At 71.1% G+C, this 14,606-nt stretch carries 13 protein-coding genes; 8 read left to right on the forward strand and 5 right to left on the reverse strand.

Annotation, left to right across the window (positions count from 1 at the left end):
• Positions 1–208: 208 nt before the first annotated feature.
• On the reverse strand, positions 209–1,753 hold the full coding sequence (locus VFV89_RS13480) for an MXAN_6640 family putative metalloprotease (RefSeq protein WP_329706466.1): 1,545 nt from the start codon (positions 1,751–1,753) through the stop codon (positions 209–211).
• A gap of 107 nt (positions 1,754–1,860) precedes the next feature.
• A complete protein-coding gene (gene lexA / locus VFV89_RS13485; protein WP_329706467.1) occupies positions 1,861–2,592 on the reverse strand; it encodes a transcriptional repressor LexA in 732 nt (243 codons plus the stop codon).
• 273 nt (positions 2,593–2,865) lie between these two features.
• On the opposite strand from lexA, the gene VFV89_RS13490 reads away from it, so the two are divergent.
• Positions 2,866–3,216, forward strand: a complete 351-nt coding sequence (locus VFV89_RS13490; RefSeq protein WP_329706468.1) for a LysM peptidoglycan-binding domain-containing protein — start codon at positions 2,866–2,868, stop codon at positions 3,214–3,216.
• Positions 3,217–3,358: 142 nt separating this feature from the next.
• The gene (locus tag VFV89_RS13495) at positions 3,359–3,793 is read left to right on the forward strand and encodes a DUF3052 domain-containing protein (RefSeq protein WP_329706469.1); all 435 of its coding nucleotides are present in this window, start codon (positions 3,359–3,361) and stop codon (positions 3,791–3,793) included.
• On the opposite strand, the gene VFV89_RS13500 is transcribed toward VFV89_RS13495, so the two are convergent.
• Entirely contained in the window at positions 3,790–4,206 is a 417-nt protein-coding gene (locus VFV89_RS13500; RefSeq protein ID WP_329706470.1) for a hypothetical protein, read from the reverse strand. The two genes, VFV89_RS13495 and VFV89_RS13500, sit on opposite strands and share 4 nt — an antisense overlap.
• A gap of 76 nt (positions 4,207–4,282) precedes the next feature.
• On the opposite strand from VFV89_RS13500, the gene VFV89_RS13505 reads away from it, so the two are divergent.
• Positions 4,283–5,230: an ATP-binding protein gene (locus VFV89_RS13505; RefSeq protein WP_329706471.1), complete on the forward strand. Its 948-nt coding sequence runs from the start codon at positions 4,283–4,285 to the stop codon at positions 5,228–5,230.
• Here the strand turns inward: VFV89_RS13505 and VFV89_RS13510 are convergent.
• Positions 5,227–6,138, reverse strand: coding sequence for a homocysteine S-methyltransferase family protein (locus VFV89_RS13510; protein ID WP_329706472.1), 912 nt, complete (start codon positions 6,136–6,138; stop codon positions 5,227–5,229). The two genes, VFV89_RS13505 and VFV89_RS13510, sit on opposite strands and share 4 nt — an antisense overlap.
• Positions 6,139–6,190: 52 nt before the next feature.
• Entirely contained in the window at positions 6,191–8,455 is a 2,265-nt protein-coding gene (locus tag VFV89_RS13515; RefSeq protein ID WP_329706477.1) for a putative bifunctional diguanylate cyclase/phosphodiesterase, read from the reverse strand.
• Positions 8,456–8,661: 206 nt separating this feature from the next.
• Between VFV89_RS13515 and VFV89_RS13520 the strand changes: the two genes are divergently transcribed.
• The 5 genes from VFV89_RS13520 to VFV89_RS13540 all read left to right on the forward strand — a co-directional run.
• A complete protein-coding gene (locus VFV89_RS13520) occupies positions 8,662–9,081 on the forward strand; it encodes a DUF6069 family protein (protein WP_329706473.1) in 420 nt (139 codons plus the stop codon).
• A 10-nt stretch (positions 9,082–9,091) separates the two neighbouring features.
• Complete coding sequence (locus VFV89_RS13525; RefSeq protein WP_329706474.1) at positions 9,092–10,192, forward strand: sensor histidine kinase; 1,101 nt, start codon at positions 9,092–9,094, stop codon at positions 10,190–10,192.
• Positions 10,193–10,236: 44 nt separating this feature from the next.
• Positions 10,237–10,842: a response regulator transcription factor gene (locus VFV89_RS13530; protein WP_329706478.1), complete on the forward strand. Its 606-nt coding sequence runs from the start codon at positions 10,237–10,239 to the stop codon at positions 10,840–10,842.
• A gap of 332 nt (positions 10,843–11,174) precedes the next feature.
• Positions 11,175–11,684, forward strand: a complete 510-nt coding sequence (nrdR, locus tag VFV89_RS13535; protein WP_329706475.1) for a transcriptional regulator NrdR — start codon at positions 11,175–11,177, stop codon at positions 11,682–11,684.
• 97 nt (positions 11,685–11,781) lie between these two features.
• The coding region (locus VFV89_RS13540; protein WP_329706476.1) for a vitamin B12-dependent ribonucleotide reductase at positions 11,782–14,606 on the forward strand (2,825 nt) is incomplete at its 3' end.

The raw sequence follows: 14,606 nt of genomic DNA on the forward strand, positions 1-14,606 counted from the left end.
GCGCGTCGCTAAAAGCGCGGCGTGGCGCGGGCAGCGCGAGGTGACCACGCTGGGAGCAGCCGCCCGCGACACGGCGTCGCCTGTCGGCGCGCAGCCCCGGCCCGCCGGCGCCGCGGCTGCCCGGGGTGCCACGAACGAAGACCCAGACCCACACCAACAAACACACCGGCCCCGGAGGGGTCTCCGGGGCCGGTGTGTCAGCGTCGAATCAAACGGCCTTCGCCTGGACGATGGCCTTGAGGTTGTCGTCGACCGGGGCGCCCTGGCAGGAGTAGGGCGAGTTCGGACGGCGGTAGCAGTCCTTGTAGCGGGTGCTGGCGTTGACCAGGGTCACCTCGACGGCGGTGACGCTGCCGTCGAAGACGATCTTCTTGTGGCCGACGCCGTGGCCGTTGACCTTGATGGCCTTGGTCTGCACCATCCCGCCGGGGCCGTAGATCACGTAGACCGCACGCGAGCCCCTCTGCTTCGAGGCCATCTTGACCTTGACCTTCAGCTTCGAGGTCCCACCGCCAGGCACGAACTGGAAGGTCGAGCTGGTCAGGTGGTCGAGCTTGGCCTTGAAGCTCTTGTGCTTGTGGCTGGGCAGCGAGACCGCCCCGGCCAGCGGCTTGGACGGGTAGTTGAGCGCGGCGCCCTCGGCGAAGGTCGCATGGGTGGCGCGGGTCGCCGCGGAGTAGTTGGCGAACTGCTCGGCCAGCGAGGTGTGGTCGGCCTTCTTGAGCGCCTTGTTGATGGCCTGGGTGGAGTAGAGGTCCTTCTTCGGCCCCTTGGAGCTGTCGGCGTACTGCCACATCTTCAGCAGCAGGCCGGGCAGCGGCCCGGTCTTGGCCGGGTAGTGCTCGGTGAGGTAGCGGAAGAAGTTCCAGACGCCGTAGTGGAAGACGCCGCCGAACTTGTCCATCGGTCGGTTCGGACGGGTGATCGGGCTGTCCCGGAGGTACTGGACGTTGTCGTTGACGTCGGGGAACAGCTCGTCCTCTGCCCAGGTCGCTGTCGACTCGAGGAACCAGCCGTCGTCGGCGATGTCATAGGCGAACTGGGTGGCGTGGTAGTACTCGTGCGCCGCGGTGACCTGGAGGTTCTGCAGCGGCGTGTGCGCCGGGAAGCCGGCGTAGTCGTTGTCGAGCACGCAGTAGGCCCACACGTCGAAGTGGCCGGGCTTGCTCAGCTTCCTCTGGTCGGTGGTGCAGTAGCCGTAGAGGCCCGGCTCGAGCGAGTCGAGGTAGATGTCGATGCGGCCGTCGCCGCCCTTGGTGCCGTCGGGCTTGGGCCGCCGGTAGCCGGCGTTGGCGTAGCTGTCGGCGACGTACTCGAGGCTGGAGAGCGCCTGGTTGACCGAGTACGCCGCCGGGTTGAGCTCGGCCGGGTCGTAGTGGACCAGGATGTTGGCGTCACCGACGACCGCGGGCTTGTTCGGGCGCTGCGCCAGCCGGTCGGCCGCTGCCCGGTCGGCCGGCGAGAGCGCGTCCTTGAGCAGGAAGAGGTTGCGCAGCGCGAGGGTCGCGTCCGGACGCTCGCTGGCAGGCGTGTCGGGCGCCAGTGCCTTCGTCGCCCGCGCCAGCGCGTGCTTGGCCCGCTGGGCGCGGCTCCAGTGCTGGTCGGCCTTCTTGGCGTGGGTCACCCCCGCCTGCGAGGAGTTGGTGGCTGCGGTGGCCGGCGTGCCGAGCGTCGTGGCGACCAGCGCGACGACGCTGGTCACGACGGCGAGCAGGAGCACCGGAGCGCGGCGCAGCATGCGACGGTGGGGCATGAGATCTCCGTGTCTCTGGAGGGAATGACGAGGTCCACTGGACCCTACCGTGAGAGACGAAGCGCCAAACGCCTCGGTTGGGTGCTGCAGAGTGCCTTGTGGGCCGATCAGAGCCGGCGCAGGACCGCGGTGACCTTGCCCAGGATCGTGGCGTGGGTGCCGTCGATCGGCTCGAAGGCCGGGTTGTGCGGCAGCAGCCAGACCCGGCCGTCCTTGCGCTGGAAGGTCTTGACGGTGGCCTCGCCGTCGATCAGCGCCGCGACGATCTCACCGTTCTCGGCGGTCTGCTCCCTGCGCACCACGACGAAGTCGCCGTCGCAGATCGCGGCGTCGATCATCGACTCGCCGGAGACCTCGAGCATGAACAGCTCGCCGTCGCCGACCAGCTCCTGGGGGAGCGGGAAGACGGTCTCGAGGTTCTGCTCGGCCAGGATCGGGCCACCGGCGGCGATCCGGCCGAGCATCGGCACGTAGGTCGCAGGCGGAACGGCGTCGCCGACCCCGGTCTCGTCGTAGGACGACTCCTCCGCCGAGCCCACTGCACGACGCCCGGCCATCACCTCGGGCAGGAACACCTCGAGCGCACGCGGCCGGTTGGGGTCACGGCGGACGAACCCCTTCTCCTCGAGGACCTTGAGCTGGTGGGCGACGCTCGAGGAGCTGGTCAGCCCGACCGCCTCCCCGATCTCGCGCATGCTCGGCGGGTAGCCGCGCCGCTCCATGAAGTCGCGCAGGTGCTCGAGGATGCGCTGCTGACGGGCGGTGAGCCCGGTCGCGTCCGCGGGACCGTCGGGGAGCTCGGAGACCGTGCCGCGATCGCCGTCACGAGGGGTAGCCATGGTGCGAACCGTAGTCCTGTGACGAGGCCGGATTCAAACATCTGTTCGAACGGGCGTGTCGCCGCGCGGATCGCCGAGGCGCGACACGCCCGTTCGAACAGGTGTTTGAAATCGTCGGCGGTGGGCCCTACCTTCGTACACATGTTCGATCGAACGCCTGATCGAACCTCGGCCCCACTGTCGGTGGTCACCTCTACAACTTGATCCAGCCAGCACCAGACCCAGACCCCAGACCCCAGGCCTCGCCCGAGGCCACTTCCCCAGGAGTCCCACATGACCACCATGACCCTCGACACGATGTTCAGCCCGCGTGCGGCCCGGCCGCGCTCGACGGTGCGGCTGACCCGCCGGGGCCGTGTGGTGGTTGTCGTGACCCTCCTGCTCGCGGCCTTCGCGGTCGGCGTCTTCGTGACCGCGGCCGGCTCCGTCGCGACCCAGCGCCCGGGCACCCCGGAGCCGACCCGGATCGTCCAGGTCGGCAGCGGTGACACGCTGTGGGGCATCGCCTCCGAGCTCGCCGACGGCGGCGACGTCCGGTCGATGATCGAGGAGATCAAGCAGCTCAACGCGCTCGACTCCAACGACCTGCAGGCCGGCCAGCGGTTGGTCGTCCCCGCCGACTGAGCAGCCACACCACACCAGACTTCGTCAGCCGCTTCGACCCCGGCTGGCGGGCCGGGGAAGACAGGGGCGGAGCCGTCGGCTCCGCCCCTGCGGTCCGTCCGGGCCCCTCATGCCCCCTGCAACCGCCTGTCACCATGGCCGCGTGGCTGGCTACTCCGGCACCCCGCTGGTGCGCAAGATCGGCATCAAGGACGACCACGTCGTGCTGCTCGACGGCGCACCCGCGGACCTCGCCCTCGGGGACACCGGTGCCGCCGAGATCGTGCGCCGGCTCCCTCCCTCTTCCCGAGGGCCGAGCCTCGACGTCACGCTGACCTTCCACACGTCGTACGCCGCCCTGGCCAAGCGGCTGCCGCAGCTCTTCGACCGCACGTCCACGGCCGGGATGGTGTGGGTCTGCTGGCCCAAGAAGGCCGCGCAGCGGTCGCCGCGCAACCCGCAGGGGCTGGTCAGCGACCTCGACGAGAACCGCGTGCGCGACCTCGGCCTCGAGCTCGGCTTCGTCGACGTGAAGGTGGCGGCGGTCGACGACACGTGGTCCGGGCTGAAGTTCGTCCGCCGGCTGGCCGACCGCTAGTGCCGATGCGATGAGGGTGGCCGGTCGTCGCGGTGCGGGTGCGCGGCGGGACCTTCGTGGCGGTGCGGGTGCGCGGCGGGACCTTCGTCGCGGTGCGGGTGTGCCGGCCGGCGGTTGTCTTCGAGGATCCCGACCCGGCGCAGCACCACGGTGAACAGCCACAGGCTCAGGAAGAGGCAGAGCACCGCACCGATCGACGCGGCGGCCAGGTAGGCCCACTTCTCGGAGTCCCCGCCGCGCGCCGAGCGCCCGAAGTGGATCGCGACCCAGACCAGGACACCCCAGCCGATCAGCGCCACGAACGCCGCGACGCCGAGGGCGACGACCTGTGGCCGGAGCGACCGCTTCGGCTTGGCCGCCCGCCGCGCTCCTCCGCGCGGCGAACCCGTCGGCGTGTCCTCGGTCCGTGCCACCGCGCCATTGTGACCGCCTGCCCGATGGCTGCGGAGGAGGCCACGCGGCCCGCTCCGGACCACTACTCTGAGGAGCGTGGCAGATGCGCCGCCGGTCAAGCAGTCGGCCGACCCGCAGCAACCACTGGGGCACCTCTCCCGGCTGGGGTCCGTCCTGGTGGTCGCATCCGGGATCGACCAGATCGCCGCCAGCCTGCTGTCCGGCCTGGCCGCCCTGCCCGCGGTACGCCGGGTCGGCTTCGCGCTGGCCGAGGGCGGCGGCCGCCGACTGCGGTTCACCTCGAGCGACCGGCTCGCGGACGGCGTCGTGGACTGGTGCCACATCGACGCCTACGACGACGTCCCCCTCACCCGGGTCGTGCGCACCGGCGAGCCGGTGATGGGCGACCTCGGGTCGCTGGACGAGCGCTACCCCGAGTTCGTGGCCGGCCAGCCGGACGAGGTGCGCGCCCTGGCCGCCGTGCCGCTGCCCGGCAACGGGTCGCCGATCGGTGGCCTGGTCGTCTACCTCGACGAGGAGTGGCCCTTCGACGACGCCCAGCGCGGGCTCCTCGAGGCCACCGCCCGCCGGGCTGCGGACGCCGTGCACCGGATCCGCGCCGGCGACGAGACCACCGACGAGCCGGACACCGACGAGCCGGACACCCGCGCCGACCGGATCGTCCTCAACAGCGACCCGCGGGCGGCCGGCGAGGCGCGCCGGTTCCTGCGGAGCTTCCTCGCCCACGCCGATGTGCCCGAGGAGCTGGTGGCCACCGCCGAGCTGTGTGTCTCCGAGCTCGTCACCAACGCGATCGTCCACACCGCGGGCCGCATCGAGGTCCGGGCCATCCTCGACGACCACCTCACGGTGGCGGTCAGGGACCGCGGCCGTGCGCTCGCCGACCCCGCCCCGGTCGACGACACCGACCTGCTCCGCGTGCACGGGCGTGGCCTGCAGCTGGTCGACGCGCTGGTCGACCGGTGGGGATCCGACAACGACGCTGCCGGGTCCACCGTCTGGTTCGCCCTCGCAGTCTCCTAGGTCAGCGTCTGGGGGCCGACCCCCCACATCGCCGCAACATGCCGGCTGTCGGTGCCGCAGCAGCCGCCGAGCACCCGCAGCGACGGCAGCTGGTCGCGCACGTCGCCCGCCGACGACACCAGCTGCGGCAGGTCGCCCGCGTCGAGCTCCTCCATCGCGTCTAGCTCCTCGTGGCTCATCGTGGAGGTGTTGGGACGCAGGAACACCAGCCGCTCCTGCCAGTCGCCGCCGTCGAGCGCGAGCGCCACGTGCGTGGGGTGCGCGCAGTTGACGCCGTACCACTCCGGGGAGGCCGCAGCGTCCACCTGCGCCACCGCGTCGCGCAGGCTGGTCCCGTCCGGCAGCCGACCGTCGGTCTCGACCGTGAACGACACCGCCACCGGCAGCCTCTCGGCGTGCGCTGCGCGGGCCACGCCGATGGCCTCGGCCGGCTCGGTCATCGTCATGACGTGGACGAGGTCCACCCCGGCCGCCCGGAACGACGCGATCTGCGCGGAGTGGTAGTCGGCAGCCTCGTCCGGGTCCGCTCCGCCCGCGACGTAGCCGTCGCCGCGTGGGCCTACGATCCCGCTCACCAGCACCTTGTCGGTGTCCGCGCGCTCGGTGACGCGGCGCACCAGGTCGACGGCGACGCGGTTGGCGCGGTCGAGGGCGGCCGCGTCGTAGCCGATCCTGGCTGCCCAGTCGGGGTTCGCGCGCCAGGTCGGTGTCTCCACCAGCAGACCGGCGCCGGCGGCAGCGGCGATCTCGGCGTACGCCGAGTAGTAGCTCTCGAGCAGCGCGGCGCCCGCGTCGTCCTCGACGAGCGGGAAGGCAGCGAACTCGGGAAGGTCAGCACCATGGTTGAAGATCAGGTCGGTCTCGAGGCCACCGTCGGTGACCCACCGGCCATCGTTGACTGTGTCCATGGCCCGATTTTTCCACCGCTGCGGGCCGCCGAACAGGCCCGTTCCGGCGCCGTCAGGAGGGCGCCGGCTGACGCGGACGCTCGCCGTTCAGCTGTTGGTCCACCTCGGCCGCGAGCACCGGACCGCACAGGGCGCCCAGCCGCTCGGGTGGGATGGGGCGGCTCAGCAGGTAGCCCTGGACCTCGTCGCAGCCGAGCCGGAACAGCTCGCGCAGCTGCTCCACGGTCTCGACGCCCTCGGCGACGACACGCAGACCGAAGCTGTGCGACATCGTGATGACCGCCTCCACCAGGGCGGTGCCCCCGGTCGACACGAACATGTCGGCCACGAACGACCGGTCGACCTTCAGCGAGTCCACCGGCAACCTGCGCAGCCGGTTCAGCGAGGAGTAGCCGGTGCCGAAGTCGTCGATCGAGATGCGGACCCCGAGCTCCCGCAGCCTCCAGAGCCGCTCGATCCCGGCCTGCGCGTCGCGCATGATCGCGCTCTCGGTGATCTCCAGCAGCAGCTGGCCGGGCTCGAGACCGTACTCGGCGAGGAGCCCGGTGACGGTGTCCACCAGTCCCGGCCGCTCGACCTGGCGCACCGAGAGGTTGACCGCGACCCACGAGGGCGGGTCCGCCAGCTCGGCCTGCCACTGCTTCATCTGGCGGCAGGCCTCGCGCAACATCCAGTCGCCGACCCGGTTGACCAGGCCGGTCTCCTCGGCCATCGGGATGAACGAGTCCGGGAGCAGCAGGCCACGCCGCGGGTGCTGCCAGCGCACCAGCGCCTCGACTCCGACGACCCGCCGGGACCCGAGGTCGATCAGGGGCTGGTAGTACGCCACCAGCTCGCCGTCCTCGATCCCACGACGCAGCTCGCGCTCGGTCTCGATGCGGTCGGTGAGCCGGATCCGGAGCGCCACGTCGAAGAGCTCCAGCACACCCTTGCCGCGCTCCTTGGCCCGGTACATCGCGAGGTCGGCGTCGGCCAGGAGCTTCTCCGCGGAGACGGTTGCGTCACTGGCCAGGGCGATCCCGATGCTGGCCGAGACGTAGGCCTCGGTGTCGCGGACCAGGAACGGCTCCTCGAGCTGGGCAAGGATCCGGTTCGCGAGCTCGACGGCCTCCTCGGGCGTGGCGGTCGCCGGACGCAGCACGACGAACTCGTCCCCGCTGAGCCGCGCGAGCGTGTCGTCCTCGCGCAGTGCTCCGGCGACGCGGTCGGCCACGGCGACGAGCACCCGGTCGCCGGCGTCGTGGCCGAGGCTGTCGTTGACGTTCTTGAACCGGTCGAGGTCGACGAAGAGCAGCGCGAGCGGTGTACCCGTGGCCCCGGTCTGCTCCAGCGCGGCCGAGAGCCGGTCGATCAGCAGCCCCCGGTTGGCCAGCCCGGTCAGAGGGTCGTGCATCGACCGGTGCTCGAGGTCGCGCTCCACGGCCTTGCGCAGCGTGATGTCCTGGATGAAGGCGTGGAAGACGACGTGGTCCCCGTCGTGCACGGCCCAGGCCGTCATCTCGATCGGGAACCGGCGCCCGGAGCGGTCGACGGCCTCGAGCTCGACCCGCTGGCCGAGCACGGAGCCGATGCAGTTGGGTGCGTGCCCGTCGTTCGTCGCGTGGCCGGCCTCGAGGTAGCGCTGGATGCCGCGCGTGTGCGCCTCGCGATCCTCGGGAGGGATGATGAGGTCGGCCAGCACCTCGCCGAGGACGTCCTCGCGGGTCCAGCCGAACTGCGTCTCGGCCTGCCGGTTCCACTCGGTGACCCGCCCCGAGGCGTCGAGGGAGATGAACGAGTCGTGCGCGGTGGCGATGATCTCGCGGTTGAGCTCCTCGTTGCGGCGCGAGGCCACGGCCGCGCGCTCGCGCTCCACGACCCGGCCCAGCTGCGCCCCGAGGATGCCCAGGACGGCGTCCAGCTCCGCGGCGTCGTCGAGCTGCCCGGCCCCGAAGAACTCCAGGGCACCGACCTCCTCGGTGCCGACCAGCACCGGGAAGGTCAGGACCGGCGCCAGGTCGATGTCGGCACCGGGGTGCGCGGCGTCCACAGCCGAGTCGACAGTCGAGTCCACAGCCGACTCCACGGAGACGGCCGGGTGCCAGACCGACGTCGGGCGCAGGGCCCCGGCTCCGTCGACGAGGTGGAGGCGGCCGACGGGCCAGCCGGTGAAGTCGCTGACGGCGGCCAGGGCCGCCGCCGCGGCCTCCTCGAGCGAGGCTGCCTCGTTGGCGGCGACCGCGACCCGCTGCACCATCGTGGCCAGGCCCGCTGCGCGGCGCAGCCCGGACTCCCCGTCATCCGCCGTCTGGCGCGGGGGGTGGACGAAGGCCTCCATGTGCACGCTCCCACCGTGAAAACCGTCGGCACAGGCTAGGCGGGATGAGAGGTGCGTGAGGCCGAATCGACGACATTCTGGGGCTGCCGGCCATCTGACATTTGTGGTGCTGGATCGACCACGTTCGGCCCTGCTCCCGCGCCGCACGCGTCCATAGCGTCGAGGTGTCGCCCAGACAGGGCGTCGGACGCAGGCGAGGAGAGCAGATGAGTCAGCTGATCGAAGAGCGGACCGAGCAGCGCATGCGCCGCTGGCGCGACGACTGGCCGGTCGCAGTGGTGGCCGCCGCAGCGGCCGCCGTGGTGTGGGTGCTGGCCACCCAGGTGGCCTCGGTGGACCTGGCCGTGCGGTCGGGGTCGGGCACGCAGCACGTCAACGTGGTCTCGGTGATCGTCACCGCGGTCGTCGTGGCGATGGCCGGCGCAGGGCTGTTGCGCTTCCTCGAGCGCCGGACCGCGCGCCCCCTGACGACCTGGACCGCGATCGCGTCGATCGTGTGGGCCCTGTCCCTGGTCGGACCGCTCGGCGCGCGCAGCGCGGCGGCCGGGCTCTGGCTGGCGGCCCTGCACGTGGTCGTGGGTGCGGTCGTCGTGGTCGGCCTGCGCCGGCGTACGACGCCCGCGTAGCGTGAACGTCGTGTGGAGCGGGCTCGGCTGCTCGTGGCGGCGGAACGCCTCGGTGCTCGTGTGGACCCCGATCCTGCTGATCGGTCCGGTGGTCGACCTGCACGGCTCCGCCGGAGCGGTGGCGTTCCAGGTCGCCTTGATCCTCGTGATCGCGGCCTCGGCCGTCGCCGTGGGGCTGACCGGCGGGCCGCCCTGGCGGTCGGTCGTGGCACCGGTCGCGCTGTCGACCATGGTCGCGGCCACGTTCGCCGGCGCGACCTACGGCCGGAGCCTGTGGCTGCCCACGTGGGTGCTGCTGGCCAACGCGCTGCCCGCGGTGCTGCGCGGTCGCTGGCTGCTCCTCGCCGTACCGGCCACCGGCGCAGCCTCCGCCTGGGCGGCGTGGACGGTCAGCCCGCACCAGGGCAGCCGGGTCTACACCGAGACGTTCGTCGTGCTGCTGGCCGGCGCGGCGAGCGCGGCGTTCTTCGCGCTCATCGACACCGTCGACGAGCTCCGGCGCACCCGGCAGGAGCTGGCCCGCGCCGCCGTGGCGGAGGAGCGTGAACGGTTCTCGCGCGACCTCCACGACCTGCTCGGCCACACCCTGTCGGTGATGGTCGTGAAGGCACAGGCCGTACGCCGCCTGGTCAGCCAGGACCCGGACGCGGCGATCGCGCACGCGGTCGACATCGAGCAGATCGGCCGGCGCGCGCTGACCGACGTGCGCCAGGCCGTCGACGCGATGCGCGCCCCGAACCTGAGCGAGGAGCTCGACGGGGCCAGGCGCGCCCTCGATGCCGCCGGGATCTCGACCACCGTCGAGCGGTCCGGCCCGGCGCCGGCCGGCCGGGCCGACGAGCTGCTGGCCTGGGTGGTGCGCGAGGGCGCGACCAACGTGCTGCGGCACTCGGGTGCGTCGGCGTGCCGGATCGCAGTGGCCGATGGCGAAGGCGAGATCCGGCTGACGATCGCCGACGACGGCGTGGGGGCACCGACGGCGCCCACGCTGCGGCTGGGCGGGCTCGAGGGGCTGCGCGACCGGCTCGCCGCGGTCGGGGGAGGGCTGGCGGTCGAGGGTCACGGCGAGGGCTTCCGGCTGGTGGCGACGGTGCCGGAGCGGGCCCCGTGACCGACCCCGTGTCCGGCCCCGTGTCCGGCGGCGCGACCGCCGCAGTGATCCGGGTGCTGCTCGCCGAGGACCAGGCGATGATGCGCGGCGCGCTCGCCGTCCTGCTCGACCTCGAGGACGACATCGAGGTGGTGGCCCAGGTCTCCGACGGGGCGGCGATCGTGCCGACCGCTCTCGACACCAGTCCCGACGTGGCGCTGCTCGACATCGAGCTGCCCGGGCTCTCCGGGATCGACGCGGCGCAGGCACTGGCAGCGGCGCTGCCGGCGTGCCGGGTGGTGATCGTGACGACCTTCGGCCGGCCCGGCTACCTGCAGCGGGCGATGGCGGCGGGAGCCGTGGGGTTCCTGGTCAAGGACGGGCCGGTGGAAGGGCTGGCCGACGCGATCCGGCAGGTCGCCGCCGGGGCCACCGTCATCGATCCCGAGCTCGCGGGGGCGGCCCTGCGCACCCCGCCCTGTCCGCTCACCGAGCGCGAGCGCGACGTGCTGGCGGCCGCCGAGGACGGCGCCACGGTGGCCGACATCGCCGGGCTTCTCCACCTCTCGGAGAGCACGGTCCGCAACTACCTCTCCGACGCCATCGGCAAGACCGGCACCCGCAACAAGACCGAGGCGGCGCTGCTCGCCCGGCGCAACGGCTGGCTGTGACGACACGCCGGTCCGGACCGGCGGATCTGGCCGTCGTACCACCTCTGACCTGCGCAAACACGTCAGTTGCGGCCCTGATCCAAATTGACCCGGACGGGCTCTTGCATGCCTCGTGGCCGCGACGTAGTCTCACCACTACATCTAGTAGTTACAACAATGTAGTTATCCACATCTAGTCCCCAGAGGGGGCAGGCCACTCCCCAGGCCGGATGCGGAAGACCCACACCGCGCTAGGTGTTTTACACAGGACGACGCTCGATTTCCACAACTCGCCCAGGGGTCTGTGAAGCGCGCCCGAACCGACCGTCCGAGGCTCAGAGAGGAGGACCGCGATGCACTGCCCGTTCTGCCGGCACTCCGACACCAAGGTCCTCGACTCCCGGGTCGCCGAGGACGGCTGCTCGATCCGTCGCCGGCGCTGCTGCCAGTCGTGCGAGCAGCGGTTCACCACTCTCGAGCTGATGCAGCTGACGGTGGTGAAGCGTTCCGGCGCCACCGAGGCCTTCGACCGTGAGAAGGCGATCGCCGGCGTTCGCAAGGCCTGCAAGGGCCGTCCGCTGACCGAGGACGACCTGGCCCGGCTCGGCCACGCCGTCGAGGACGCGCTGCGCGCCTCCGGGCAAGCCGAGTTCGCCTCCCACGAGATCGGGATGGCGATCCTCGAGCCGCTGCGCGAGCTCGACGAGGTCGCCTACCTCCGCTTCGCCGCGGTCTACAAGCAGTTCGAGACCGCGGAGGACTTCGAGATCGAGATCGAGAGCCTGCGCAAGCACCGCGCGGAGCAGCTGGCCGCCCTGATGGACGACCCGGCGCTCGAACCCACCTCAGCCGCCAGCGGCTGACCCCAGACCGCCCGGTACGTCGTGGGGAAGCGGCGTACCGGGCGCACCAAGTTCCACACCCACTAGATTCGACGACGCGGGACCAGGGAGACACGGCATGACCGAGACGGTGAGCGGGGCGAGCAAGGCCGGCAGCAAGGCCCACCCCGGGCTGAGCATCACCCGGCACTTCAGCACCGAGGGCGTGCACCCCTACGACGAGATCACCTGGGAGCGCCGCGACGTCGTCCAGACCAACTGGAAGACCGGCGAGACCGTCTTCGAGCAGCGCGGTGTGGAGTTCCCCGACTTCTGGTCGGTCAACGCCTCGACCATCGTCACGACCAAGTACTTCCGCGGCGCGGTCGGCACCGACGCCCGCGAGTCCAGCCTGCGCGAGCTCGTCGACCGCGTCGTCAAGACCTACCGCAAGGCCGGCGAGGACCACGGCTACTTCGCGACGCCGGCCGACGCCGAGGTATTCGAGCACGAGCTGACCTGGCTGCTCGTGCACCAGTACTTCTCGTTCAACTCCCCGGTCTGGTTCAACGTCGGCACCCCGTCGCCGCAGCAGGTCTCGGCCTGCTTCATCCTCTCCGTCGACGACTCGATGGACTCGATCCTCAACTGGTACAAGGAGGAGGGGTTCATCTTCAAGGGCGGCTCCGGCGCCGGCCTCAACCTCTCCCGCATCCGCTCCTCCAAGGAGCTGCTCTCCTCCGGCGGTACGGCGAGCGGCCCGGTCTCCTTCATGCGCGGCGCCGACGCCTCCGCGGGCACCATCAAGTCCGGCGGCGCCACCCGGCGCGCGGCCAAGATGGTCGTCCTCGACGTCGACCACCCCGACATCGAGGAGTTCGTGATGACCAAGGCGCGCGAGGAGGACAAGATCCGCGCGCTGCGTGACGCCGGCTTCGACATGGACCTCGGCGGCGCCGACATCACCTCGGTCCAATACCAGAACGCCAACAACTCGGTCCGCGTGAGCGACGAGTTCATGCGTGCGGTCGAGGACGGCACCGAGTTCGGCCTGCGGGCCCGCAAGACCGGCGAGGTGATCGAGAAGGTCGACGCCCGCGAGCTGTTCCGCAAGATCAGCCAGGCCGCGTGGGAGTGCGCCGACCCGGGGCTGCAGTACGACGACACGATCAACGACTGGCACACCAACCCCGAGACCGGCCGGATCACCGCGTCCAACCCGTGCTCGGAGTACATGTCGCTCGACAACTCCTCCTGCAACCTGGCCTCGCTCAACCTGCTGAAGTTCCTCAAGGATGACGACACCTTCGACGCCGAGCGGTTCGCCCAAGCCGTCGAGCTGATCATCACCGCGATGGACATCTCGATCTGCTTCGCCGACTTCCCGACCGAGGCGATCGGCAAGACCACCGTCGACTACCGCCAGCTCGGCATCGGCTACGCCAACCTCGGCGCCCTGCTGATGGCGATGGGGCTCGGCTACGACAGCGACGGCGGTCGCGCGATGGCCGCTGCAGTGACCTCGCTGATGACCGGCACGTCCTACCGCCGCTCCGCCGAGCTCGCCGCCGTCGTCGGCCCCTACAACGGCTACGCCCGCAATGCCGAGGCGCACCAGCGGGTGATGCGCAAGCACCAGGCCGCCAACGACACCGTCCGCACGCTCGCGATCGCGGACGCCCAGGTCCACAAGCTGGCCACCCAGGAGTGGGCCCAGGTGGTCGAGCTCGGCAGGACCAACGGCTTCCGCAACGCGCAGGCCTCGGTGCTCGCCCCGACCGGGACCATCGGCTTCATGATGGACTGCGACACCACCGGCATCGAGCCGGACTTCAGCCTGGTGAAGTTCAAGAAGCTCGTCGGCGGCGGCTCGATGCAGATCGTCAACCAGACCATCCCGCGGGCGCTGAAGAAGCTCGGCTACCAGCCCGAGCAGATCGAGGCGATCGTCGACTACATCTCCGAGCACGGCCACGTCATCGACGCGCCCGGTCTGCGCTTGGAGCACTACGAGGTCTTCGACACCGCGATGGGCGCCCGGGCCCTCAAGCCGATGGGCCATGTCCGGATGATGGCGGCCTGCCAGCCGTTCCTCTCCGGCGCGATCTCCAAGACGGTCAACCTCCCCGAGACCGCCACGGTCGAGGAGATCGAGGACGTCTTCCTCCAGTCGTGGAAGCTCGGCCTCAAGGCCACCGCGATCTACCGCGACAACTGCAAGGTGGGCCAGCCGCTCGCCGACGCCAAGTCCGACGCCTCCAAGAAGGACCAGGGCCTCCTGGCCTCCGACGACGCCGAGACCAAGGTCGTCGAGAAGATCGTCTACGCCCCGACCCGCAAGCGGCTGCCCAAGTCTCGCCAGTCGCGGACCACGTCGTTCACCGTCGGCGGTGCCGAGGGCTACATGACCTCCGGCGCCCACGACGACGGCGAGCTCGGCGAGGTCTTCCTCAAGCTCGGCAAGCAGGGCTCCACCCTGGCCGGCGTGATGGACGCGTTCTCGATCGCGGTCTCGATCGGCCTCCAGTACGGCGTCCCGCTGGAGACCTATGTCTCGAAGTTCACCAACCTCTCCTTCGAGCCCAACGGCCTGACCGACGACGCCGACATCCGGATGGCGAAGTCGATCATGGACTACATCTTCCGCCGGCTCGCCCTGGACTACCTGCCCTTCGAGTCCCGCCAGGCCCTCGGCGTCTTCTCCGCCGACGAGCGCCAGCGCTACCTCGAGACCGGTTCCTACGAGCCCCTCGAAGAGGTCGGCGCTGCGAGCGAGGTCATCGCCGACCCGACCCCGCCGGTCGAGCCTGTCGAGACCCCAGCAGCCAACGCAGCCTCCGAAGTGGTCGACGCCGAGGTCGTCGAGACCAAGGACACCCACGGCACCGAGCAGCGCGAGGTCCCGGCCGCGCCCGCCAAGCAGGCCCACACCTCCGCCGAGCTCCTCGAGCAGATCACCGGCAC

Source organism: Nocardioides sp., assembly GCF_036274455.1.
In the GTDB taxonomy this organism is placed as follows: domain Bacteria; phylum Actinomycetota; class Actinomycetes; order Propionibacteriales; family Nocardioidaceae; genus Nocardioides.